This is a genomic window from Streptomyces sp. NPDC005263, assembly GCF_042872365.1.
Taxonomy (GTDB): Bacteria; Actinomycetota; Actinomycetes; order Streptomycetales; family Streptomycetaceae; genus Streptomyces.
This window is the reverse complement of sequence record NZ_JBIAKJ010000009.1, coordinates 52,484-74,170: the sequence shown is the minus strand read 5'-3', so window position 1 is coordinate 74,170 and position 21,687 is coordinate 52,484. Positions and strand designations below refer to the sequence as shown.

The window sequence follows — 21,687 nt, the reverse complement described above, 5'->3', positions numbered from 1 at the left end:
GGCCGTCAGGTGGTGCGGGGTGGCGCGTGGTGCGGGAGTGAGCCCTGGTGCGGGGTGGCGCGTGGTGCGGTGGTACCGGCTCGGTGGTGCCGTGCGGTGCCCGTCGGTGCGCGCTGGTGCGGTCGTTCCGGCTGCGCTGTGCCGTGGTGCCGTAGGTGCGTGGTGGGTGGGTGGCCGGGCGGTCGTTCAGCCCGCGTACGGGTCCTGCACCTTGCCCGGACGGGCCAGGAACTCGAAGTCGCAGCCGGTGTCGGCCTGCGTGATCTGCTCGTTGTAGAGCGCCCCGTAGCCGCGCTCGTACCGGACGGGCGGCGGCGTCCAGTCCGCCCGACGGCGGGCCAACTCCTCGTCGTCCACGTGGAGATGAAGGGTGCGTGCCTCGACGTCCAGGGTGATCTGGTCGCCAGTGCGGACCAGCGCCAGCGGTCCGCCGATGTACGACTCGGGGGCCACGTGCAGCACACAGGCACCGTAACTCGTGCCGCTCATACGGGCGTCGGAGATGCGGACCATGTCCCGCACGCCCTGCTTGAGCAGGTGGTCCGGGATCGGCAGCATGCCGTACTCGGGCATCCCGGGGCCGCCCTTGGGCCCGGCGTTGCGCAGCACCAGCACGCTGTCCGCGGTGATGCCCAGCTCCGGGTCGTTGATGGTGCGCTGCATGGTCCGGTAGTCGTCGAAGACGACCGCGGGCCCGGTGTGCGCGAGCAGGTGCGGCTCGGCGGAGATGTGCTTGATGACGGCGCCGTCCGGGCAGAGGTTGCCGCGCAGCACGGCGACCCCGCCCTCGCCGGCGACCGGGTTGTCCCGGGGCCGGATGACGTCGTCGTTGTGCACCCGCGCGCCGGCGATCTGCTCGCGCAGCGTGTCGTACGAGACGGTCGGACGGTCCAGATGGAGCAGGTCCGGGATCCGGGACAGGAACCCGGGCAGCCCGCCGGCGAAGTGGAAGTCCTCCATGAGGTACGTCTGTCCGCCGGGCCGTACGTTGGCGAGCACCGGCACCGTACGGGCGATGCGGTCGAAGTCGTCCAGGGTGAGCTTCATTCCGGCCCGGCCCGCCATGGCGATCAGGTGGATCACGGCGTTGGTGGAGCCGCCGAGACCGAGGACCGTCGTCACCGCGTCCTCGAAGGCGTCATGGGTGAGGATGTCGGAGAGCCTTCGGTCCTGGTGGACCAGGTCGACGATCCTCAGGCCCGCGGCGGCCGCCATCCGGTCGTGCCCGGAGTCGACGGCCGGGATGCTGGAGGCCCCCGGGACGGTGACGCCGAGGGCTTCCGCGGCGGCCGTCAGGGTGGACGCCGTACCCATCGTCATGCAGTGGCCGGGCGAGCGGGCGAGACCGCTCTCCAGTTCGGTCATCTCGCAGTCGCCGATCAGGCCGACCCGCTTGTCGTCCCAGTACTTCCACATGTCGGTGCCGGAGCCGAGGACCTCGTTGCGCCAGTGCCCCGGCAGCATGGGCCCGGCGGGCACGAAGACGGCGGGCAGGTCGGCGGTCGCGGCACCCATCAGCAGGGCGGGCGTGGACTTGTCGCAGCCGCCCATCAGCACGGCGCCGTCGACCGGGTAGGACCGCAGCAGCTCCTCGGTCTCCATCGCGAGCATGTTGCGGTAGAGCATCGGGGTCGGCTTCTGGAAGGTCTCGGAGAGGGTGGAGACCGGGAACTCCAGCGGGAATCCGCCCGCCTGCCACACGCCCCGCTTCACGGCCTGCGCACGGTCACGCAGGTGGACGTGGCAGGGGTTGATGTCGGACCAGGTGTTGAGGATCGCGATGACCGGCTTGCCCAGGTGCTCCTCGGGGAGGTAGCCGAGCTGGCGGGTGCGGGCGCGGTGGCTGAAGGAACGCAGGCCCTCGGTGCCGTACCACTGGTGGCTTCGCAGTTCCTCGGGGCTCTTCTGGTGGCGCGGCTGGTTCATATCGACCACCCGGAGGCGATGGCGGCGACCTCGGCACGTTCGTCCTCGGGCAGTTGCCGGCTCGGCGGACGGACGTCGCGGCGGCACAGGCCCAGGGAGGCGAGGGCCTCCTTGACGACGGTGACGTTGTTGGCGGAGTTGTTGGCCGCCCGGAGTTCCTCGAAGCGGCGGATCTGCTCCCAGACCTTCATCGCGGCCGGATAGTCGCCGGCTCGAAGAGCCTCGATCATGTTCAGGGAGACGGACGGGGCGACGTTCACCAGGCCCGAGGTGAAGCCGGTGGCGCCCGCGGAGAAGTACGAGGGGGCGTAGGGCTCGGCGAGACCCGCGACCCATACGAAGCGGTCGAGGCCGGCGTCCCGGGCGAACGCCGCGAAGGCGGCCGCGTCCGGGACGGCGTACTTCACACCGATCACGTTGGGGCAGGCGTCGGCGAGTTCGGCGAGGCGGGCACCGAGCAGCTGGGGGTTGCGGACGTACGGGACGACGCCCAGCTCGGGCACCGACTCGGCGATCGCGCGGTGGTAGTCGACCCAGCCGCTCTGCGAGACGTACGGGTGGACCGGCTGGTGGACCATGACCATCTGGGCGCCGAGCTCCCGGGCGTGCCGGGCGGAGGCGACGGCGGTCGGCACGTCGTGCCCGACCCCGACCAGGACCACGCCGCGGTCGCCGGCCTCGTCGACGGTCCACTCGGTGACCAGCTGACGCTCCTGCGGGGTGAGGGCGTAGAACTCCCCGGTGTTGCCGTTGGGGGTGAGGGTCCTGACGCCGCCGTCGAGCAGACGACGCAGCAGGGCCCGGAGGGTGTCCTGGTCGAGGCCGCCGTCCTCGGCGAACGGGGTCACCGGGATCGCCACCACGTCGGCCAGCGCCGCCCGCTGGGACTCGAACGATGTCGTCATGCCTGACCGCCCTCTTCCTGGACCTCGGACTCGGACTCCGTCTGCGGAAAGGCCCGTTGGACGAACGACCCGATGTGCGCGTGCAGCGCGCGTGCCGCGCCGTCGGCGTCACCGGCGAGGGCGAGCCGCAGGATCTCCCGGTGCTCGCCGGCCTCCCGTTCCCAGGACGGTGAGGCCGCCCACGCCACGGCGGAGACCAGGGCCGCCTGGTCGCGGACCTCGTCGAGCATCCGGCCAAGCAGCGGGTTGCCGCACGGCAGGTACAGGGCGCGGTGGAACTCCCGGTTGGCGAGGGAGCGTTCGGCGGTGTCCGTGGCCTGGTCGGCCCGGGTGAGCGCGTCGCGGGCGGCGTCGAGGGACGCTCCGCGCCGCACCGCCCGCTTCAGCGCCTCGGGCTCCAGGAGGAGCCGCACGTCGTAGACCTCGCGCGCCATGTCCGCGTCCACCATGCGCACCGTGACGCCCTTGTACTGGTTCATCACCACGAGCCCGGTGCCGGCCAGCGTCTTGAGCGCCTCGCGCACCGGGGTCTTGGACACCCCGAACTGCGCGGCGAGTTCGGTCTCGACGAGGGCCTGACCGGGCGTCAGCTGCCCGGTGAGGATGCGGTGTTTGATCCCTTCCAGCACGTACTGCGTGCGGGAGGGGATCGGCGTGGGCACAGAGGTCATGCGCGCCTCTCGGATATCGCGTATCGGATCTCACGTATCGCGTCTCATATATGACGTACGAAGTACGACGGGGTTGAAGGTAGGGAGGGGTCGCGTGTTTCGTCAATGCTTCTGACAAAGGAAGGTGGGGTTTCGGCAAAGACCCGCCGGTCGGTCGGGACTGCTCCACCGGTTCGCTTACGCGATGCAGACCTGATGACGCCCTGAACCTGGAAGGGTTCATGGCGTCTGGATCAGTGTGCCGACGCGATGTGGCAAAGCCCAGGTCACCGCCTCGGCGACCACCGCGGATCCCGCCCGCTCAGCCCCACCGCCCGGTCGAGGAGCGGGGCGTCGGCGGGGACGGGGACGACCGGACCGAAGATGCCGCCTCCGTCGTCGCCCTCCTCGGCGGCGGCGCGGAGGAAGTCGTGCGACACCTGGAGCACGGTGGGGTCGGGGGCGTAGGACTGCCCTGTCGCGCGGGCCAGGTCCCAGCCGTGGATGGCCAGTTCGTCGGCCGCGACGGCGGCGGCGACCGCGCCGGGCAGGTCGACGCCGCCCGCGCGGGTCATGCCGGTCCAGGCGGCCGGGTCGCGCCAGGCGTCGGCGAGTTCGTCGAGGGCCTTCGTGAGGTCCTCGCGCCAGCCGGGCCCGATGTCGGGCACCACACCGTTCGGGCTGTTGTCCGTGGTGACACCCAAGTCCTTTCGTGCCGCGTCACGGAAGGCGACGGCCAGACCGGTCAGGTGCCCCAGCAGGTTGCGCACTGCGAGGTCCGGGCACGGCGTCGGGTCCGCGAGCTGCTCGTCCGTCACGCCGTCCGCGAGGCGGGCGACGATCTGGGCCTGCGGTTCGATGTCGAAGGTCGTCGGGTCGGTCATGTGCTGCTCCTCAGGGAACCAGGATGCGGAGTGCGAGCTGTCCTCGGAGGGTGGACCGGCCCCACGCCCCGAACTCATCGCCGCACCGCGACCTCGGCTCGCTGCGTCCGCACGAACTCGCCGGCGTCCGACCGACGGCCACTCAGGGGAATCCGCCCGGTCCCCCGCGCTTCTAGTGCCGCGGCACTAGGGCACCTGCCCGATCCGTACACCCCCTCCTTAGCCGCACGATGACCGGGCATGACGACGAAACGTACTGGTACCAGGACCAGGACCGGGAAAAAGGCACGGGCACGGACGTGGCCGGTGGTGCGTGTCCTGCGCGACCGCGAGGCGGGGCTGTACCTCGCCGGAGTCGTGGTCTCCGGCTTCGGCACGTCCGCGCTGTGGCTGGCGTCCGGCGTATGGGTCAAGGAACTCACCGGGTCGGACGGACTTGCCGCGCTGTGCCTGCTCGCCCTGTGGGCACCGACCCTCGCGGGCCCGCTCCTCGGCACGCTCGCCGACCGGTTCCGCCGCAAGCCGCTGCTGATCGGCGTGAACCTGTCGCTGGGCGCCCTCCTGCTCACCCTCCTCACCGTCGGCTCGGCACGGGACCTCTGGCTGCTGTACGCGGTCCTGTTCGTGTACGGCGCCGCCGGCGTCGTCCATGACGCCGCGGAGTCCGCCCTGGTCGCCGCCGCCGTGGGCCCGTCCCTGCTCGGCGACTTCAACGGACTGCGGATGACGGCGAGCGAGGGCGTGAAGCTGGTGGCCCCGCTGGCCGGAGCCGGACTCTGCGCGGCATACGGCGGTCCGAGCGTCGCCCTGCTGGACGCGGTCACCTTCGTCCTCGCCGCGGGCCTGTACGCCGCTCTGCGGGTCCACGAGGAGAAGCCCGCGCGGCCCGCGAACGGCTGGCGCGAGCGGACCGCCGAGGGGGCCCGGCATCTGCGGAGGTGCCCCCGGCTGCGGTCGCTGGTCCTGGCAGGCGGCGCGACCATGCTGTGCGCGGGCGTCAACGGGGCGTTGATCTACGCCGTGGTCGAGGGTCTCGGGCACTCCCCCGCGTACGCCGGTGTGCTGTACGCCGTGCAGGGCGCGGGCTCGGTCGTGGTCGGCCTGGCGTCGGGCCCCGCGCTACGGCGGCTCGGGGCGCGCCGGTTCGCGGCCTGCGGTATCGCCGTCACGGCCGTCGCGGTGGCTCTGCGGGCCGTTCCGTGGGACCCGTCGGCCCTGGTGTGCAGTGCGGCGATCGGTGCGGGCCTGCCCTGTGTGCTGATCGCCGCGCTCACGGCCGTGCAACGCGAGACCCCGGGTCCGCTGCTGGGCCGGGCGGTCGCCACGGCCAACACCCTGATGTTCGCGCCGAACGTGCTAGGGCTGGCCGTGGGCGCCGCCCTGGTCACAGCGGTCGGCCACCGGACCCTGCTGGCCGTCCTCGGCGCGCTGTGGCTGCTGACCGTGGTGCCGCTGCTTCACAGCCCGGCGAGCGCCTCCCGTGCCGTCTCCAGGTCGCCGTCCGACGCCAACCCGGCGTGATACAGCCGCAGCTCGGTGGCCCCCAGCTCCCGGGCCCGCGCCGCGTCCGCCGCGAGCGTGCCGGGGCTGCCGCCCATCCCGGAGACCAGCCCGAAGTTCGCGGCGATCACGGTGTTGTCCCGCCGGTGCTGTGCGAACGGTGTCAGCGGCGCCGGGCCGCCCGCGCACGGTACGACCACGCCGTCCGCGACGGACAGGATGTGCGCGGGGTCGACGCCCGGGTTGGCGCCGACGCGGTAGGTGAGGGGGTCGGCGTGCAGCAGGACCTGGAATCCCTCGGGAGCGGCGGCCCGGACGGCGCCGACGGCCGCCTCCTGGAGCGTGCGGGCGGTGTCGTCGCGCCACCCGCGGGTGGCGGCCGCGTTCGTCTCACCGAGCAGCTTCTCGACTCCGGCCCAGCCGTCGTCTTCGGGCGCGCCCCGCCACACCGGCGCCAGCGCCTCGCGTACGGCGGCCGCCAGCTCGTCGGCGTCCAGGCCCTGTCGGCCGTAGCCGTCCCGGCAGGTCGGGCAGAAGCAGAGCGACATCAGGTACTGGCCGGCGTCGCCGAGGCCGACCCCGGCGGTCTTGTCGTGGGCGTGCAGGTGCTGGAGTCCGTACCAGCCGAGGGACTCCAGCTCGGTGCCGGCCGCGCCGGGGCGTACGGCGGCCTCGGCGGCCAGGTCGACGAGGTAGGCGCGGGTGGCGGGCTGCGCGATGCAGGGGGCCCACGGGTAGCGGTCACCGTAGGCGTTGACCACCGAGGTGTCCGGGTGCTCGGCGCCCAGGCGGGAGTTGTGCGCGAGGACGACCCAGGTGTGCACCTCCAGGCCGGCGTCCGTGAGCGCGCCCGCCGCCTCACCGAACGCGTCTCCGGGGGCCCAGTCCCCGGCGGCGTACGGGCGCAGCTCCCGTCCCTCCCACCGGTCGTCGGTGGGGTACAGCACGGCCGCGTGCTCGGCGGTGACGACGCGATGGCGCGGGTGGCGGGGGGTGAGCGCCCGCGTGGAGTGGTAGGCGGCGGCCAGGGTCACCTGCTGCACTCCGAGCGCGGCGATGCGTGCCGCGGCTTCCGGGTCCCCGTTGACATCCCAGGGGTAGACGAACGTCGACGCCTTCACTTGTCCTCCGCGTTCACGTGCTCGTGGTCCGGTTCACTTGCCCTCGTCCAGCAGGGCGTATCCCCGCTCGACGATCTGGGCGAGCTGTTTCACATGGTCCTCGGTCGGCTCGTGCAGCGGGGGCCGCACCTCTCCCACGTCGAGTCCGCGCATCCGTACGCCGGCCTTGACGAGGGCGACGGCGTAGCCGCGGCCCTGGGCGCGCAGGTCGACGAAGGGCCGGTAGAAGCCGTCGAGGAGACGGTGGGCGGTGGCGTCGTCGCCGGTCTTGTGGGCCTCGTAGAAGGCGAGGGCGATCTCGGGGGCGAAGCAGAAGACGGCGGAGGAGTAGAGCGTGATGCCGATGCCGCGGTAGGCGAGCTGGGTCTGTTCGGCGGTCGGCAGCCCGTTGAAGTAGAGGAAGTCGCCGGGAACCTCGGTGCGGACCGCGCTGATGATCCGCTGCATCAGGTCGAGGTCGCCGAGGCCGTCCTTGAAGCCGATGATCCCGTCGGTGCGGGCCAGCTCGACGACGGACTCGGGGGTGAACACGGCGTTGTCGCGCTGGTAGACGATCACCGGCAGCGAGGTGGCCGCGGCGACCTCGCGGTAGTGCCGCAGCAGCCCCTCCTGCCCGGCGACGACGAGGTAGGGCGGCATGGCGAGCAGCCCGTCCGCCCCGGCCGCCTCGGCGAGCCGCGCGTACCGCACGGCGAGCGCGGTGCCGTATCCGGCGCCCGCGACGACCGGGACGCGGCCCGCCGCCTCCGCCACCGCCGCGCGGACACACGCCTCGAACTCCTCCGGCGTGAGGGCGTGGAACTCCCCGGTTCCGCAGCACGCGAAGACGGCGGCGGCGCCGGTCTCGATCCCGCGGCGCACATGCGCGCGGTAGGCGTCCAGGTCCACCGAGCCGTCCGGGCCGTAGGCGGTGACGGGGAAGAACAGCGGCCCGCCGGGGATGCCGAGTCGAGCGGCGAGGGGGGCTGACGTCACGGGCTCTCCCTAGAACGAGCGCTCACGTTTATGATTCACATCCATATTTATGAACGACTCCACCCTAAGGATCCCCGTCGGGGCCGGTCAAGCGCACAAACCCGCGTCGCGAGGGTGGATCCGCCGGGTTCGCGCCACACTTGACGGAGAACACCCGCGCTCCATAGCGTGTCCACGCATGTGAATGGGATCCATGCATGCGGCCGCCGACTCAAGGAGACCCGAGGATGCCCGCTCCCCGCACCGTTCTGCTCACCGGCGCCGCCGGCGGGCTCGGCACCCTGATGCGGAACCTGCTCCCGGCCTTCGACTACGAACTGCGCCTGCTCGACATGCGCCCCATCGAGGGCGACCCGGACGCGGTCACCGCGGACCTCGCCGACAAGGACGCCGTGCGGAAGGCCGTGCGGGGCGTCGACGCGATCATCCACCTCGCGGGCATCTCCCTGGAAGCCCCCTTCGAGAAGATCCTCACGGCGAACATCGAGGGCACGTACAACCTGTACGAGGCCGCGCGCGAGGAGGGCGTGCAGCGCATCGTCTTCGCCTCCTCCAACCACGCGGTCGGCTTCACCCCGCGCCCCCAGGGCGACGATCCCCTCATCCCCATCGACACCCCGCGCCGCCCGGACACCTTCTACGGCCTCTCCAAGGCGTTCGGCGAGGACCTCGCCCAGTTCTACTGGGACAAATACGGCATCGAGACCGTCTCCGTCCGCATCGGCTCCTGCTTCCCGGAGCCGACCAGCGTGCGCATGCTCTCGGTGTGGATGAGCCCCGCCGACGGCGCCCGCCTCTTCCACGCGGCCCTGACCGCCGAGAACGTCGGGCACACCGTCGTCTACGGCTCCTCCGCCAACACCCGCCTGTGGTGGGACCTCAGCACCGCGCGGGCCCTCGGCTACGAGCCGCGGGACGACTCCGAGCCGTACGCCGAGAAGCTGATCGCCGAACAGGGCGAACTGGACCCGGACAACGTGGGCCACGCCTACCTGGGCGGCGCCTTCGTCAACGACCCGCCGATCTGGCCGTACTGACCGGCGGCGGCACTGACCGGCGGACGCGCTGACCGACCGGCCGTACTGGCCGACCGGCCGCGCCGACGCGGCGCGAAACCATCGTTCGCGGCGGCGGGCGGGCACCGAACGGGCCCGCCCGCCGCCGCATTCGGGCATCCGCGCTGCCCGATCGCCCGCCCGCGCCCCCTGCCCCGCAGGTCCGAGACGGTCACGCCGCCCCGTGAACGGGCACACACGGGCAGCATCGAGCCCGCAACAGGCCTGGTCAGTGCCGCGTACCCGCTGTAGAACTTCCCCCATGGGTCCCACCGGGCCCGAACGGGCAGACAGGTACGGAGGCGGGTGACGGCCATGACCACCAGGACGGCGGAGGAACGCCAGCGGGAGATCGTCCGGGTCGCCCGCGCCACCGGTTCGGTCGACGTCACCGCGCTCGCCGACGAGTTGGGCGTGGCCAAGGAGACCGTACGGCGGGATCTGCGCGCCCTGGAGGACCACGGCCTGGTCCGCCGCACCCACGGCGGGGCCTATCCGGTGGAGAGCGCCGGTTTCGAGACCACGCTCGCCTTCCGCGCCACCAGCCATGTCCCCGAGAAGCGCCGGATCGCGGCAGCCGCGGCCGAGCTGCTCCAGGACGCCGAGACGGTCTTCGTCGACGAGGGCTTCACCCCGCAGCTCATCGCCGAGGCTCTGCCCAGGGACCGGCCGCTGACCGTGGTCACCGCGTCCCTGCCGGTCGCGGGCGCGCTCGCCGAGACCGAGAACACCTCCGTGCTGCTGCTGGGCGGCCGGGTCCGCTCCGGCACCCTCGCCACGGTCGACCACTGGACGACGAAGATGCTGGCCGGCTTCGTCGTCGACCTCGCCTACATCGGCGCCAACGGCATCTCCCGCGAACACGGACTGACCACGCCCGACCCCGCGGTCAGCGAGGTCAAGACGCAGGCCGTCCGGGCCGCGCGCCGCACGGTGTTCGCGGGCGTCCACACCAAGTTCGGAGCGGTCAGCTTCTGCCGGTTCGCCGACATCGGCAGCCTGGAGGCGATCGTGACGAGCACCCTCCTGCCCACGGCCGAGGCCCACCGCTACGCACTGCTGGGACCCCAGGTCATCCGCGTCTGAACAACCGACTCACCAGCCAGATGGGCGCCTCCGCACCCTGTCGCGCCCTTTATCTCCCCATACGTCTAACTCCCCATACGTCCAACTCCCCATACGTCCAGGAGCGATCCATGCGAACCCAGAGCCGACGACGGCCCCCGCGAGCCACGCTCGCCATGGCCGCCGCAGGGACGCTGCTCGCCCCGCTGCTCTCCGGCTGCTGGGTCGGAGCGGGCGGGTCCGGGTCGGGCGGCGACTCCATCAACGTCCTGATGGTCAACAACCCCCAGATGACCGAGCTGCAGAAGCTCACCGCCGCCCACTTCACCCGAGAGACCGGCATCAAGGTCAACTTCACCGTCCTGCCCGAGAACGACGTCCGCGACAAGATCAGCCAGGACTTCGCCAACCAGGCCGGCCAGTACGACGTCGCCACCCTCTCCAACTACGAGATACCGATCTACGCCCGCAACGGCTGGCTGCACGAGATGAACTCCTACGTCACCAAGGACCCGGCGTACGACGAGAAGGACGTCCTCAAGCCGATGCGCCAGTCCCTCACCGGAGAGGACGGCAAGCTCTACGGCCAGCCCTTCTACGGCGAGTCGTCCTTCCTGATGTACCGCAAGGACGTCCTGGCCGCGAAGGGCCTGACGATGCCCGCGCACCCGACCTGGACCCAGGTGGCCGACCTGGCCGCGAAGGTCGACGGGGCCCAGCCCGGCATGAAGGGCATCTGCCTGCGCGGCCTGCCGGGCTGGGGCGAGGTCATGGCACCCCTGACCACGGTGGTGAACACCTTCGGCGGCACCTGGTTCGACAAGGGCTGGAAGGCGCGGCTCGACTCCCCCGAGTTCGAGAAGGCGGTGACGTTCTATGTCGACCTGGTCCGTGAGCACGGCGAGTCCGGCGCCGCCCAGTCCGGCTTCGCCGAGTGCCTGAACAACATGACCCAGGGCAAGGTCGCCATGTGGTACGACGCCACCTCCGCGGCCGGATCCCTGGAGGCGGCGAACTCCCCGGTCAAGGGCAAGCTCGGATACGCCCCCGCCCCCGTCGAGCGGACGAAGTCCGCCGGCTGGCTCTACACCTGGGCCTGGGGCATCCAGGACGCCTCCCGCAACCCCGACAAGGCCTGGAAGTTCGTCTCCTGGGCGTCGAGCAAGCAGTACGAGCAGCTGGTCGGCGACCAGATCGGCTGGTCCAACGTCCCCGCCGGCAAGCGCGCGTCGACGTACACCAACCCGGCCTACGTCAAGGAGGCCGCCGCCTTCCAGGAGATGACCAAGGAGGCCATCGAGGGCGCCAAGCCCAACGACCCCGGCGTGCAGCCGCGCCCCGCGCCCGGCATCCAGTTCGTCGGCATCCCCGAGTTCACCGACCTCGGCACCAAGGTCTCCCAGGAGATCAGCGCGGCCATCGCCGGACGCCAGTCCGTCGCATCGGCCCTGAAGAAGTCCCAGCAGCTCGCCGAGCGGATCTCCGAGGAGTACGAGGGACGATGACCGCGACCATAACGGCTCCGACAGCCACCACTGACGTGCCCTCCGTGCGCCCGCCCTCCGCCCGCCTGCGCGCCTGGGCCACCCGCGCCCCCCTGCTCCCCGCCCTGATCTTCATGATCGCGGTCACCCAACTCCCCTTCGTGGCCACGCTCGTGATCTCCTTCTTCGACTGGAACGCCCTCTATCCCAAGGCCCGCCACTTCACCGGCCTCGACAACTACCAGCAGGTGCTGACCGACACCGACCTGCGCCAGTCCGTGTGGACGACGGTGCTGCTGACGGTCGCGGTGGTCCTCGCCAGCCTGGTCCTTGGGCTGGCCCTGGCGTTGCTGCTCGACCGGAGATTCCGCGGCCGGGGCGTGGTCCGCACGCTCCTCATCGCGCCCTTCCTGGTGGTCCCGGTGGCGGCGGCCCTGCTCTGGAAGCATGTGCTGTACAACCCTGAATACGGCCTGCTCAATGGGTTGTTGCACTATGTGGGCGGTCCGCAGCCGGACTGGATCTCGGGCACCCCGCTGCTCGCGGTCGAGGCCTCCCTGGTCTGGCAGTGGACCCCGTTCATGATGCTGATCCTGCTGGCCGGACTGCAGAGCCGCGACCAGCAGCAGATGGAGGCGGCGCGGGTCGACGGCGCGAGCAACTGGCAGATCTTCCGCTATCTGACGCTCCCGCACCTGCGCCGGTACCTCGAACTCGGGGCGCTGCTCGGCTCGATCTACATCGTCCAGAACTTCGACGCGGTCTTCACGATCACGTCCGGCGGCCTGGGCACCGCCAACCTCCCCTACACCGTCTACCAGAGCTTCTACCAGGCCCACGAGAACGGCCTCGCCTCGGCCGCCGGCGTCCTGGTGGTCATCGGCTCGATCATCATCGCGACCTTCGCCCTGCGCGTGGTGTCGTCCCTGTTCCGCGAGGAGGTGGGTCGGGCATGAGCGGCATCGCCGTACGGCCGAACAGTGGCCGTCGTAAAGGAGCGGGCCTCGGCCTGGTGGCCTGGCTGCTGGGGATCGTCTTCTTCCTCCCCATCGCGTGGATGGCCCTGACGTCCTTCCACTCGGAGCAGGACGCGGCAACCAACCCGCCCTCCTTCGGGGCCGCCCTCACCCTGGACGGCTACCGCGAGTTCTTCGGCACGGGCGGCGGCGCGAGCCCCTGGCCCGCGCTGGTCAACTCGACGGTGGCCTCGCTGGCATCGACGCTGTTCGTGCTCCTGCTGGCCTTCCCGGCGGCGTACGCGCTGTCGATCCGCCCGGTGAAGAAGTGGACGGACGTCCTGTTCTTCTTCCTGTCCACGAAGATGCTCCCGGCGGTGGCGGGCCTGCTCCCGATCTACCTGTTCGCCAAGAACACCGGCATGCTCGACAACATCTGGCTGCTGGTCATCCTCTACACCTCGATGAACCTGCCGATCGCGGTGTGGATGATGCAGTCCTTCCTCGCCGAGGTCCCGGTCGCGGTGATCGAGGCGGCGAAGGTGGACGGGGCCCGCCTGCCGACGATCCTGGCCCGCGTGGTGGCCCCCATCGCCCTCCCGGGCATCGCCGCGACCGCGCTCATCTGCTTCATCTTCAGCTGGAACGAACTGCTCTTCGCCCGCGTGCTGACCGGCGTGGTGGCCGAGACGGCCCCCGTCTTCCTGACCGGCTTCATCACCAGCCAGGGCCTGTTCCTGGCGAAGGTGTGCGCCGCGTCGCTCGTGATCTCCCTGCCGGTGCTCGCCGCGGGGTTCGCCGCCCAGGACAAGCTGGTCCAGGGCCTGTCGTTGGGAGCCGTGAAATGAAGGCCGCCGTCATCGAGTCCGTGGGCCGTGCCGTCGTCACCGAGGTCCCGGACCCGACGCCGGGCCCCCGGGAGGTCGTCGTCGAGGTCGCCGCCTGCGGCCTGTGCGGCACCGACCTGCACATCCTCCAGGGCGAGTTCGCGCCCAAGCTGCCGATCGTGCCCGGGCACGAGTTCGCCGGCGAGGTGGTCGGGGTGGGCACCCAGGTCACCGAGGTCGCGGTCGGCGACCGGGTCGCGGTGGATCCCTCGCTGTACTGCTACGAGTGCCGGTACTGCCGTACGGGGCACAACAACCTCTGCGAACGGTGGGCCGCGATCGGGGTCACCACGGCCGGGGGCGCGGCGCAGTTCGCGGTGGCGCCGGTGGCCAACTGCGTGAAGCTGCCCGAGCACGTGCGCACCCAGGACGCGGCGCTGGTCGAACCGCTCTCCTGTGCCGTCCGCGGCTACGACGTCCTCCAGTCCCGTCTGGGCGCGCACGTCCTGATCTACGGCTCCGGGACGATGGGCCTGATGATGCTGGAGCTCGCCAAGCGGACGGGGGCGGCGAGCGTGGACATGGTGGACATCAACGCCCAGCGCCTGGCCACGGCCCGGCTGCTCGGGGTGTCGTCCTCGGCGACCGGCGCCGACGAACTCGACCGCCCGCAGGGCTGGGACGTCGTGGTCGACGCGACCGGCAACGCGGCGGCGATCCAGGACGGCCTGGACCGGGTGGCCAAGGCGGGTACGTTCCTCCAGTTCGGCGTCGCCGACTACGCGACCCGCGTGACGATCGACCCGTACCGCATCTACAACCAGGAGATCACCATCACCGGTTCGATGGCGGTCCTGCACAGCTTCGAGCGGGCGGCGGAGCTGTTCGCGAACGGGGTCCTGGACCCGGAGGTCTTCATCAGCGACCGCATCCCGCTGGACCGCTACCCGGAGGCACTGGACCAGTTCAAGGCGGGGGTGGGGCGGAAGATCGTGGTGGTGCCGTAGCGGACGGCGCCGGGCCTGCCCGACGGTGCGGCCGTCGGGCAGGAGGTCACAGCGGCAGCGCGCCGTACAGCGCGGCACCCACGGCGGCGAACGCCACAGTGGCCCACCGGGGCCAGGAACGGGTGCGTCGTCCCGCCACGCGGGCGAGGGTCGATGCCGCCATCGCCGGCCACAGCACGGCGAAAGCGGCGCTGGGAAGCGAGACATGGCCTCGGACGGCGGCGGCGACCGCGTATCCGGCGATCGCCGCCAGAGCGACGACCGGGAAGTCCGGACCGAAGGGGTTCCAGGCGGCGGACGCCGGCTCCCGACGCCTGGGGAGCACGATCACCGCGATCACCGCGACACCTGCGACGACGGTCCACAGCACGGCGGGGACGACCAGGAGGGGGCTGGGGTTCATGGGAATCCTTCACATCAGCCCGCTCCAGCGGGGGGTGACCCGGCCGGAGCGGACTGTGGGGGTGGATGAAACGGGTACCTCGGGGCGTCGTCCAGGTCAGCCCCGACGACGCCCGGTGGCTACAGTTTCGTCTTGACGCGCAGGACGGCGCCCACGCATCCGGTGATCCGCCAGGGCCGGCCCCAGGAGAACCAGCCTCCGCTCGACCCCCGCGGCGCGCGGGCTCTTACCCGATTGGCCCCCGGGTAAGGGAACGGTAAAACGCCCTCGCTCGTTCGACGGGGTATGACAGCTATGACCCCCGGCTCGAACATCCCCCTCTCCGCCGCCCGCGTGACGGTGGACGTCGCCGCCCCGGTGCGGCTCGACGTATCGGGCCTGCTGCTCACCGCCGACGGCAAGGTGCGCTCCGACGACGACTTCATCTTCTACAACCAGCCCACCGGCCCCGGCGTGACCTACCGCTCCGGCGGCGGCACGGCCCCGGACGCGATCACCGTCGACACCTCCGCCGTCCCCCCGGGCATCGAGAAGATCGTCGTCACCGCCAGCCCGGACGCGGCCGGTCAGACCTTCCAGGGCATCGAACCGACGGCCACCATCCGCGACGCGGACGGTGGCAGCGTCCTGGCCACGTTCACGCCCCCGCAGCTGGGCACCGAGACGGCCCTGGTGATCGTGGAGGTCTACCGCCGCAACGGCGCCTGGAAAGCCCGCGCGGTCGGCCAGGGATACGCCGACGGCCTCGCGGGCATCGCCACCGACTTCGGCGTCTCCGTGGAGGAGCCCGCCGCCCCGGCCGCCGCTCCCGCCCAGCCGGTGGCTCCTCCCCCGCCGGCCACGCAGCCCCCGGCGGCGCCGTCGGCCCCGCCGGTCGACCCACGGGTCGCGGCTCCCCCGGCCCCCGCCGCGCCCCCGGCGCCGCCCGCCCCCGCCCCGGGCGCCGGGAAGATCAACCTCGACAAGGGCCGGGTCAGCCTCCAGAAGAACCAGACCGTCTCCCTGGTCAAGGGCGGACGCCCGCTGCTGTCCCAGGTCAAGATGGGCCTCGGCTGGGAACCGGCGTACCGCGGCAAGGACATCGACCTGGACGCCTCGGTCATCGCGTACGGTCCGCAGCGCAACCACATCGACAGCTGCTACTTCGGCAAGCTGTCCATCGTGAACGGCGCGATCAAGCACTCCGGCGACAACCTCACGGGCGAGGGAGGCGGCGACGACGAGGTGATCGTGGTCGACCTCGGCCGACTCCCACAGGAGGTCACCGGCCTGGTCTTCACCGTGAACTCCTTCTCCGGCCAGAAGTTCACCGAGGTCGCCAAGGCCTACTGCCGCCTCCTGGACGCCACGACCGGCGAGGAGCTCGTCCGTTTCGACCTCACCAACGCCGAAGCGCAGACCGGCGTGATGATGGCGAAGCTGGTCCGCCAGTTCTCCGGCGAGTGGGACATGACGGCGATGGGCGACTTCGTGAAGTCCCGCACGGTGCGGGGCATGGTGAAGCCTGCGGCGCAGGCTTTGTAACCACCGCTACGACCATCGGGGCGCCCCCTGTGGCAGGGGGCGCCCCGCGTTCAGGTTATCGCGTCGGTCGTTCCCGGCCTCAGGCCCTCCGTCAGCAACGCCACATACCGGCGGACGGCCCTGCCCTGCCCGTCCGCCAGTTCCGACGCCGTGGCGACTCCGTGCGCGAGCCGCAGCACGTCGATCGGTTCGACATCCGCTCGCAGGGTGCCCTCCCGCTGGGCCGCCGCCACCAACCGCGTCGCCGCCGCCTTCATCGTGCCGGCGCACACCGTGGCCGCGGCAGAACTGCCGTCCGTGACGGTCGACCCCAGCAGCGCCTTCAGCCCCCGGACCTGGATCAGTCCCACGCCGAGTTCGTTCAGCCACTCCACCAGCGCGTCGCCCGGCGGCAGCCGCGCCGCGATCTCGTCCGCGCGCGCCGCGATCGCCTCGACACGGTCGACGTAAGCCGCCTCCAACAGCGCCTGACGCGTCGGGAAGTGCCGGTACAGCGTGCCGGCTCCGACGCCCGCACGCTTGGCGATGTCGTCGAGGGACGCGCCTTCCCCGTGCTCGGCGAAGGCGTCCGCCGCCACCGTCAGCAACCGCTCGTAGTTCCGCCGAGCGTCCGCGCGCATGGGCCTGACCTGCGTCATCCAGCAACTCCCTCGCACCACCGGGGACCTGCTCCGTAGCCTACCGAGCACGGATCCGGGACAGGCCCCCCAGTGCGATGCGGGGGATGCGGGGGATGCGGGGGATGCGGAGAGAGGCGATCACATCTTGGTCGCCCCCGCCGCGAGGTCGCGCAGGAAGTGCCGGGCCCCGACCAGGAAGACCAGAATCAGCGGGATGACGCTCATCAGCGCCCCGGCCATCACCAGGGAGTAGTCGGTGTTGTACAGGACGTTGAGGTTCGCGAGAGCGACCTGGAGGGTGACCTTGTCGGGGTCGATCATGACGACCAGCGGCCAGATGTAGTCGTTCCAGATGCTGATGAACGTGAAGATGCCGAGGAAGGCCAGAGCCGGCCGGAACAACGGCATCGCGACCTGCCAGTACAGCCGGAAGAAGCCGGCGCCGTCGATCCGCCCGGCGTCCAGCAGTTCGTCGGGCAGCGAGTTCTGGGCGTACTGACGCATCCAGAAGATGCCGAAGGCGTTGGCCGCACCGGGAATGATCAGCGCCTTCAGTGAACCGGCCCAGCCGAACGCGGCCATGGTGACGAACTGCGGCACCAGGGAGAGCTGCGCGGGAATCATGTACGTGATCAGCAGCGCGCCGAAGAGGAGCTTCTTGGCCGGGAACTCGTACTTGGCGAAGGCGAACGCGGCCAACGAGTCGAAGAACAGCACCAGCGCGGTCCCGAGGACCGCGGCGACGACGGTGTTGAACAGCGACCCGAAGAAGTCGACGGTGTCGAGCACCCGCCGCATGTTGTCCAGGAGATGCGGTCCCGGTACCAGCTTGGGCGGGTAGCGGTAGATGTCCTCGGTGGTGCCGGAGGCCATCACCACCAGCCAGTAGAAGGGGAACAGCGAGACCAGCACGCCGAGCAGCAGCACCGCCCGGACACCGGCCCGGGTGAGCCTGCTGCCGGAGCCGATGGCGAGGCCCGCGCTGCCGGTCGTCCTCTCGTCAACGGCCATTGCGAGCCTCCTTGCGACGCAGCAGGCGGGCGAGGCCGGAGCGGTCCTCGCGGTCGGAGCCGGAGACCAGCCGCCAGTTGATGAGGGTGAAGACCGCGATGATGGCGAACAGGAGCCAGCCCATCGCGGCCCCGTAGCCGAACTGGTGGTCCTTGAAGGCCTTCTGCCACAGATAGAGCACGATGGTCATACCTTCCTGACCGGGTCCGCCCGTGGTGCCGACGTCGCCCGACTGGAAGAGCACCTGGGACTCGGTGAAGATCTGCAGGCCGTTGATGGTGGACGTGACGGCGGCGAAGAGCACCACCGGACGCAGCTGCGGCAGCACCACCCGGAAGAGGGTCTGCCAGCTGTTCGCGCCGTCGACCCGGGCGGCCTCGAAGTGCTCGGTGGGGATGGCCTGGAGGCCTGCCAGGAAGATCAGGGCGTTGTAACCGACCCAGCGCCAGATGATCATGATGGAGAGGGACGACTTGATCCCCCACTCGGAGGACAGCCAGCCCACACCGTCCACCCCGACCAGCCTGAGCGCCGAGTTGGCGAGTCCGGTCTGGGCGAAGACCGAGCCGAAGACGACGGTCATGGCGACCATCGAGGTGACGTTGGGGATGAAGTACGCCACCCGGTACGCGCCGGTGAACCGGACCTGTGAGTGGAGCAGGAACGCGAGCACCAGGGCCAGGAACAGCATGGGCACCGTGGACAGGAACCAGATCTCGAAGGTGTTGAGCACCGAGTGCCAGAACACCGAGTCCTGGAGCAGCCAGCCGTACTGCTTGAGGCCGACGAAGCGCATGTCGCCGATGCCGTCCCAGTCCTGGAAGGACAGGTACAGGGAGAAGCCGACGGGGAAGGCGCCGAAGACGGCGAAGAGCACATAGAACGGGGAGATGGCGAGGAGTGGCCCGACATGGCGTCGGCGTCCGCCCGGCGCGGTGGAGCGGGAGCCGCGGCCGTCCGCCCGCTGTCTTCCCTCGGCCGCGGGGGCACCGGCGTCCGCCGGTTCGGCGATGGTGGTCACGTCAGCTCACCCCCAGCCGGGACAGCGTGGTCTCGGCGGTGTTCACCGCGTCCCGCCAGGCCCGTTCGGGTTTCTTGCCGAGCGATTCCACGTTGGTCAGCTCCTGGAAGAACGGCGTGTTGGCGGTCTCCTCGTACGGACTGAAGTAGACGACCGGAGCCTTCTGGGCGGCCGGGCCGAAGACGTCGATGGGCTGCTGACCGCCGAAGAAGGGGTCGGGCTTGTGCATCGCGGGGTCGGCGTAGGCGGCCGGAGTGGTGGGGAACAGGGCCATCTCCTGGTAGCTCTTGAGCTGGTTCGCCGGGCCGAGCAGCCACTTCAGGAAGGCGAAGGCGGCCTCCGGGTCGCGGCAGTAGCGGGTCAGGGTGACGTAGGACCCGCCGTAGTTGGCGGGGCCGTCGGGCATGGTGGTCAGCCGCCAGGCCCCGGATGTCTTCGGCGCGGTGTCCTTCAGTCCGTTGATGGCCCACACCGCGGTGGTCATCGAGGCGACCCGGCTGCCGCTCATGGCCGCGTTGTAGTCGGGCGTGCCGTCCGTGATCCTGGCGCTGATGCCCTGGCGGAGCATCTCCACGGACAGGTCCCAGGCGTGCCGGATGTGGGGCTGGTCGCCGATGAAGCGGTTGTCGGCGTCCACGAACTGTCTGGGGCTCTGCAGCAGGACCTGTTGGAAGACGTTGCCGACGTTGCTCACCAGGTACGGCTTGCCGGGTCCCTTCGCGCGGAGCGTCTGCCCGGCGGCGATGAACTTCTCCCAGGTGGAGATCTCCTCGGCGACCTCCTTCGGTTCGTCGGGCAGTCCGGCCCGCCGGAAGAGGTCCCTGCGGTAGTAGAGCGCGGTGGGGCCCGCGTCGAGGGGGAAGCCGATCATCCGGCCCGTCGGGGTGAAGCAGGCCTTCCACTTCCAGTCGAGGTACTGGTCGCGGACGGCGTCGGCGCCCAGCGTCCGCAGGTCGAGGAACTCGTTCTCGTCGGGGAAGAACGTGGCGAGGTTGTCGGAGTTCACCACCGTCAGGTCCGGCACGTAGGCACGGGCGGCGAGGCTGGTGCGCACCTTCGAGTCGATGTCGCCGTCGGGGATCTGGGAGCCCTTCACCCTCAGCCCCGGCACGCCGGGTACGGCACGCCTGGCGGTGGCGAGCAGGGTGTCGCTCAGCGAGCCCTTCCAGTACCAGAGGCTCAGGTGGTCGGTGCCCGCGGAGGCCGAGCCGTCCTCCGCCCCGCATCCCGACAGGCCCAACAGGGCTCCGCCGACCCCGCCGAGGGAGGCCCCCAGCAGACGTCTGCGGGAGATCGTTCGGTGTTCCATCGGCGCGCACTCACTTTCCGGGCACGACTCGACCGGGGGCAGGGCGCTGCCGCGGGCCGGTCTGCGGGGTGGGGGGAGACAAACGAAGACAACGATGTCGGCCGATGGTTCCGGGCTCGGGGCCGACGGCGAGTGGGGGGTTCTTCAAGGGCCGTGAGCGTTCACGTGAACGTTGCCGTCGAGTATCGGGGCGGCCGAAAACCAGTGTCAAGGGACCTACGTCGGCAATCTGCTGACGCACCTTCAACGGCTGGGCGGCGTCAGGCGGAGCCCCGTACCACCAGTTCGGGGATCACCCAGGCGTCCGCGCCGTCGAGCGGCTCCTCACCGGCCCGCAGCCGGGCCACCTGCTCGACGGCCAGGCGTCCCAGCTGCCGCTTGTCGAGGTGCAGGGTGGTGAGCGCGGGCTCCACCAGTTCACCGAGTGAGAGTCCGTCGAAGCCCATGACGGCCAGGTCGTCGGGGATGCGGCGGCCGCGGCGACGGGCGGCGCGCATCGCACCGACGGCGATCAGGTCGTTGAACCCGAACACCGCGGTCATCTCGGGCCGCGCGTCCAGGAGTTGCTCCATCCCGGCCTCGCCGCCGGCCACGCTGTGCTCGCACGTCACGACCCAGCCGTCGTCGACGGGCAGCCCGTGCCGCCGGATCTCGGCCAGGAAGGCCTCCCGCCGGGGGCCGGGGGCGTCGATCCGGTCGCCGTCCAGCATGCCGATCCGGCGGTGCCCGACGCGGACCAGATGGGCGATGCCCTGCTCCAGGCCGGCGGCGACGTCGATGCCCACGGCCGCGAACCGGGTCTGCTGCGGGCCGCGCTCCAGCAGCACCAGCGGCACACCGCCGAGATGCCGGGCGAGGATCTCGTCCTGGTTCTTGAAGTAGCCCACGACCGCGTCCGCCTGGTGGGACAGCGCGTCGAGTGCCTCCCGCTCCCGGACGCCGTCGGTGCGCGAGTCCCACACCACGACCTGCCAGCCACGCTGTTCGGCGGCCTCCAGCACCCCGGCGGCCACCTCGGGGAAGAACGGGTTCATCAGGTCCGGGATCACCAGCCCCGCCGTCACGGTCCCCTTGCGCACCAGTCCCCGCGCGAACCGGCTGGGCCGGTAGTCCAGCAGGCGTGCGACCTCCAGCACCCGCTCCTTGGTGACCGGGTCGATCTCGCCCTTGTCGTTGACCGCACGGGAGACGGTCTGCCGGGACACGCCCGCCAGCCGCGCCACGTCATGGATGGTGGCCCGACGGCGGGAGCCGTCGGGCACGTCGGTACGCGGCTCCCGCTGCTGGTCGTCGGCCCACACGCTGTGCACTGTATCCGGCTGAGCGACACGCCGTGCGGCGCATTCGAGCTGTCCCACTCGCCCCTCACCATCCCCCGCGTATCACGAACCTCTGCCGGACTAACAGGAATTCGAGACTTTCTCCGGTCGCGTCAAAGGCTCGT

At 71.0% G+C, this 21,687-nt stretch carries 20 protein-coding genes; 8 read left to right on the top strand and 12 right to left on the bottom strand.

The features are described 5' to 3' along the window. Positions 1 to 186: 186 nt before the first annotated feature. The 4 genes from araD to ACFYRY_RS33230 form a co-directional block, all read right to left on the bottom strand. The gene (gene araD, locus ACFYRY_RS33245) at positions 187 to 1,926 is read right to left on the bottom strand and encodes an L-arabinonate dehydratase (protein WP_389154122.1); all 1,740 of its coding nucleotides are present in this window, start codon (positions 1,924 to 1,926) and stop codon (positions 187 to 189) included. Beyond that, entirely contained in the window at positions 1,923 to 2,831 is a 909-nt protein-coding gene (locus tag ACFYRY_RS33240; protein ID WP_389154119.1) for a dihydrodipicolinate synthase family protein, read from the bottom strand. The genes araD and ACFYRY_RS33240 overlap by 4 nt, the downstream gene beginning before the upstream one ends. Then, positions 2,828 to 3,502, bottom strand: coding sequence for a GntR family transcriptional regulator (locus tag ACFYRY_RS33235; RefSeq protein WP_389154116.1), 675 nt, complete (start codon positions 3,500 to 3,502; stop codon positions 2,828 to 2,830). The genes ACFYRY_RS33240 and ACFYRY_RS33235 overlap by 4 nt, the downstream gene beginning before the upstream one ends. A gap of 266 nt (positions 3,503 to 3,768) precedes the next feature. Further along, on the bottom strand, positions 3,769 to 4,365 hold the full coding sequence (locus tag ACFYRY_RS33230) for a TIGR03086 family metal-binding protein (protein ID WP_389154113.1): 597 nt from the start codon (positions 4,363 to 4,365) through the stop codon (positions 3,769 to 3,771). Positions 4,366 to 4,605: 240 nt separating this feature from the next. Here ACFYRY_RS33230 and ACFYRY_RS33225 point away from each other — a divergent pair, with 240 nt between their 5' ends. Continuing rightward, positions 4,606 to 5,886 carry an MFS transporter gene (locus ACFYRY_RS33225; protein ID WP_389154110.1) on the top strand — a complete coding sequence of 427 codons (1,281 nt, stop codon included), beginning with the start codon at positions 4,606 to 4,608 and terminating at the stop codon, positions 5,884 to 5,886. On the opposite strand, the gene ACFYRY_RS33220 is transcribed toward ACFYRY_RS33225, so the two are convergent. Further along, positions 5,823 to 6,986, bottom strand: coding sequence for a hypothetical protein (locus ACFYRY_RS33220; protein ID WP_389154107.1), 1,164 nt, complete (start codon positions 6,984 to 6,986; stop codon positions 5,823 to 5,825). The two genes, ACFYRY_RS33225 and ACFYRY_RS33220, sit on opposite strands and share 64 nt — an antisense overlap. A 33-nt stretch (positions 6,987 to 7,019) precedes the next feature. After that, positions 7,020 to 7,961, bottom strand: a complete 942-nt coding sequence (locus ACFYRY_RS33215; protein WP_389154105.1) for a 5-dehydro-4-deoxyglucarate dehydratase — start codon at positions 7,959 to 7,961, stop codon at positions 7,020 to 7,022. Positions 7,962 to 8,188: 227 nt separating this feature from the next. Between ACFYRY_RS33215 and ACFYRY_RS33210 the strand changes: the two genes are divergently transcribed. From ACFYRY_RS33210 to ACFYRY_RS33185, 6 genes are all read left to right on the top strand, one after another. Then, positions 8,189 to 8,998, top strand: a complete 810-nt coding sequence (locus ACFYRY_RS33210) for an NAD-dependent epimerase/dehydratase family protein (RefSeq protein ID WP_389154102.1) — start codon at positions 8,189 to 8,191, stop codon at positions 8,996 to 8,998. A gap of 333 nt (positions 8,999 to 9,331) precedes the next feature. Next, complete coding sequence (locus ACFYRY_RS33205) at positions 9,332 to 10,102, top strand: DeoR/GlpR family DNA-binding transcription regulator (RefSeq protein ID WP_389154099.1); 771 nt, start codon at positions 9,332 to 9,334, stop codon at positions 10,100 to 10,102. Between the two features lie 110 nt (positions 10,103 to 10,212). Further along, positions 10,213 to 11,586: an ABC transporter substrate-binding protein gene (locus ACFYRY_RS33200; RefSeq protein ID WP_389154096.1), complete on the top strand. Its 1,374-nt coding sequence runs from the start codon at positions 10,213 to 10,215 to the stop codon at positions 11,584 to 11,586. Beyond that, positions 11,583 to 12,521: a carbohydrate ABC transporter permease gene (locus tag ACFYRY_RS33195; protein ID WP_389154093.1), complete on the top strand. Its 939-nt coding sequence runs from the start codon at positions 11,583 to 11,585 to the stop codon at positions 12,519 to 12,521. Before ACFYRY_RS33200 ends, ACFYRY_RS33195 begins: the two co-directional genes overlap by 4 nt. Continuing rightward, positions 12,518 to 13,369, top strand: a complete 852-nt coding sequence (locus ACFYRY_RS33190) for a carbohydrate ABC transporter permease (protein ID WP_356776397.1) — start codon at positions 12,518 to 12,520, stop codon at positions 13,367 to 13,369. The genes ACFYRY_RS33195 and ACFYRY_RS33190 overlap by 4 nt, the downstream gene beginning before the upstream one ends. Continuing rightward, positions 13,366 to 14,355: a zinc-dependent alcohol dehydrogenase family protein gene (locus tag ACFYRY_RS33185; RefSeq protein ID WP_389154090.1), complete on the top strand. Its 990-nt coding sequence runs from the start codon at positions 13,366 to 13,368 to the stop codon at positions 14,353 to 14,355. The genes ACFYRY_RS33190 and ACFYRY_RS33185 overlap by 4 nt, the downstream gene beginning before the upstream one ends. 46 nt (positions 14,356 to 14,401) lie before the next feature. On the opposite strand, the gene ACFYRY_RS33180 is transcribed toward ACFYRY_RS33185, so the two are convergent. Then, positions 14,402 to 14,758, bottom strand: a complete 357-nt coding sequence (locus ACFYRY_RS33180; RefSeq protein ID WP_389154087.1) for a hypothetical protein — start codon at positions 14,756 to 14,758, stop codon at positions 14,402 to 14,404. A gap of 294 nt (positions 14,759 to 15,052) precedes the next feature. Here ACFYRY_RS33180 and ACFYRY_RS33175 point away from each other — a divergent pair, with 294 nt between their 5' ends. Then, positions 15,053 to 16,282, top strand: coding sequence for a TerD family protein (locus ACFYRY_RS33175; RefSeq protein WP_389154083.1), 1,230 nt, complete (start codon positions 15,053 to 15,055; stop codon positions 16,280 to 16,282). A gap of 50 nt (positions 16,283 to 16,332) precedes the next feature. Here the strand turns inward: ACFYRY_RS33175 and ACFYRY_RS33170 are convergent, their stop codons facing one another. The 5 genes from ACFYRY_RS33170 to ACFYRY_RS33150 all read right to left on the bottom strand — a co-directional run bounded on the left by ACFYRY_RS33170 (position 16,333) and on the right by ACFYRY_RS33150 (position 21,544). Further along, positions 16,333 to 16,920, bottom strand: a complete 588-nt coding sequence (locus tag ACFYRY_RS33170; RefSeq protein WP_389154080.1) for a TetR/AcrR family transcriptional regulator — start codon at positions 16,918 to 16,920, stop codon at positions 16,333 to 16,335. 120 nt (positions 16,921 to 17,040) lie between these two features. Next, entirely contained in the window at positions 17,041 to 17,913 is an 873-nt protein-coding gene (locus tag ACFYRY_RS33165; protein WP_389154077.1) for a carbohydrate ABC transporter permease, read from the bottom strand. Continuing rightward, positions 17,903 to 18,925: a carbohydrate ABC transporter permease gene (locus ACFYRY_RS33160; protein WP_389154873.1), complete on the bottom strand. Its 1,023-nt coding sequence runs from the start codon at positions 18,923 to 18,925 to the stop codon at positions 17,903 to 17,905. Before ACFYRY_RS33160 ends, ACFYRY_RS33165 begins: the two co-directional genes overlap by 11 nt. Positions 18,926 to 18,935: 10 nt before the next feature. Then, a complete protein-coding gene (locus ACFYRY_RS33155; RefSeq protein WP_389154074.1) occupies positions 18,936 to 20,243 on the bottom strand; it encodes an ABC transporter substrate-binding protein in 1,308 nt (435 codons plus the stop codon). 260 nt (positions 20,244 to 20,503) lie between these two features. Beyond that, positions 20,504 to 21,544 carry a LacI family DNA-binding transcriptional regulator gene (locus ACFYRY_RS33150; protein ID WP_389154071.1) on the bottom strand — a complete coding sequence of 347 codons (1,041 nt, stop codon included), beginning with the start codon at positions 21,542 to 21,544 and terminating at the stop codon, positions 20,504 to 20,506. Positions 21,545 to 21,687: the final 143 nt, after the last annotated feature.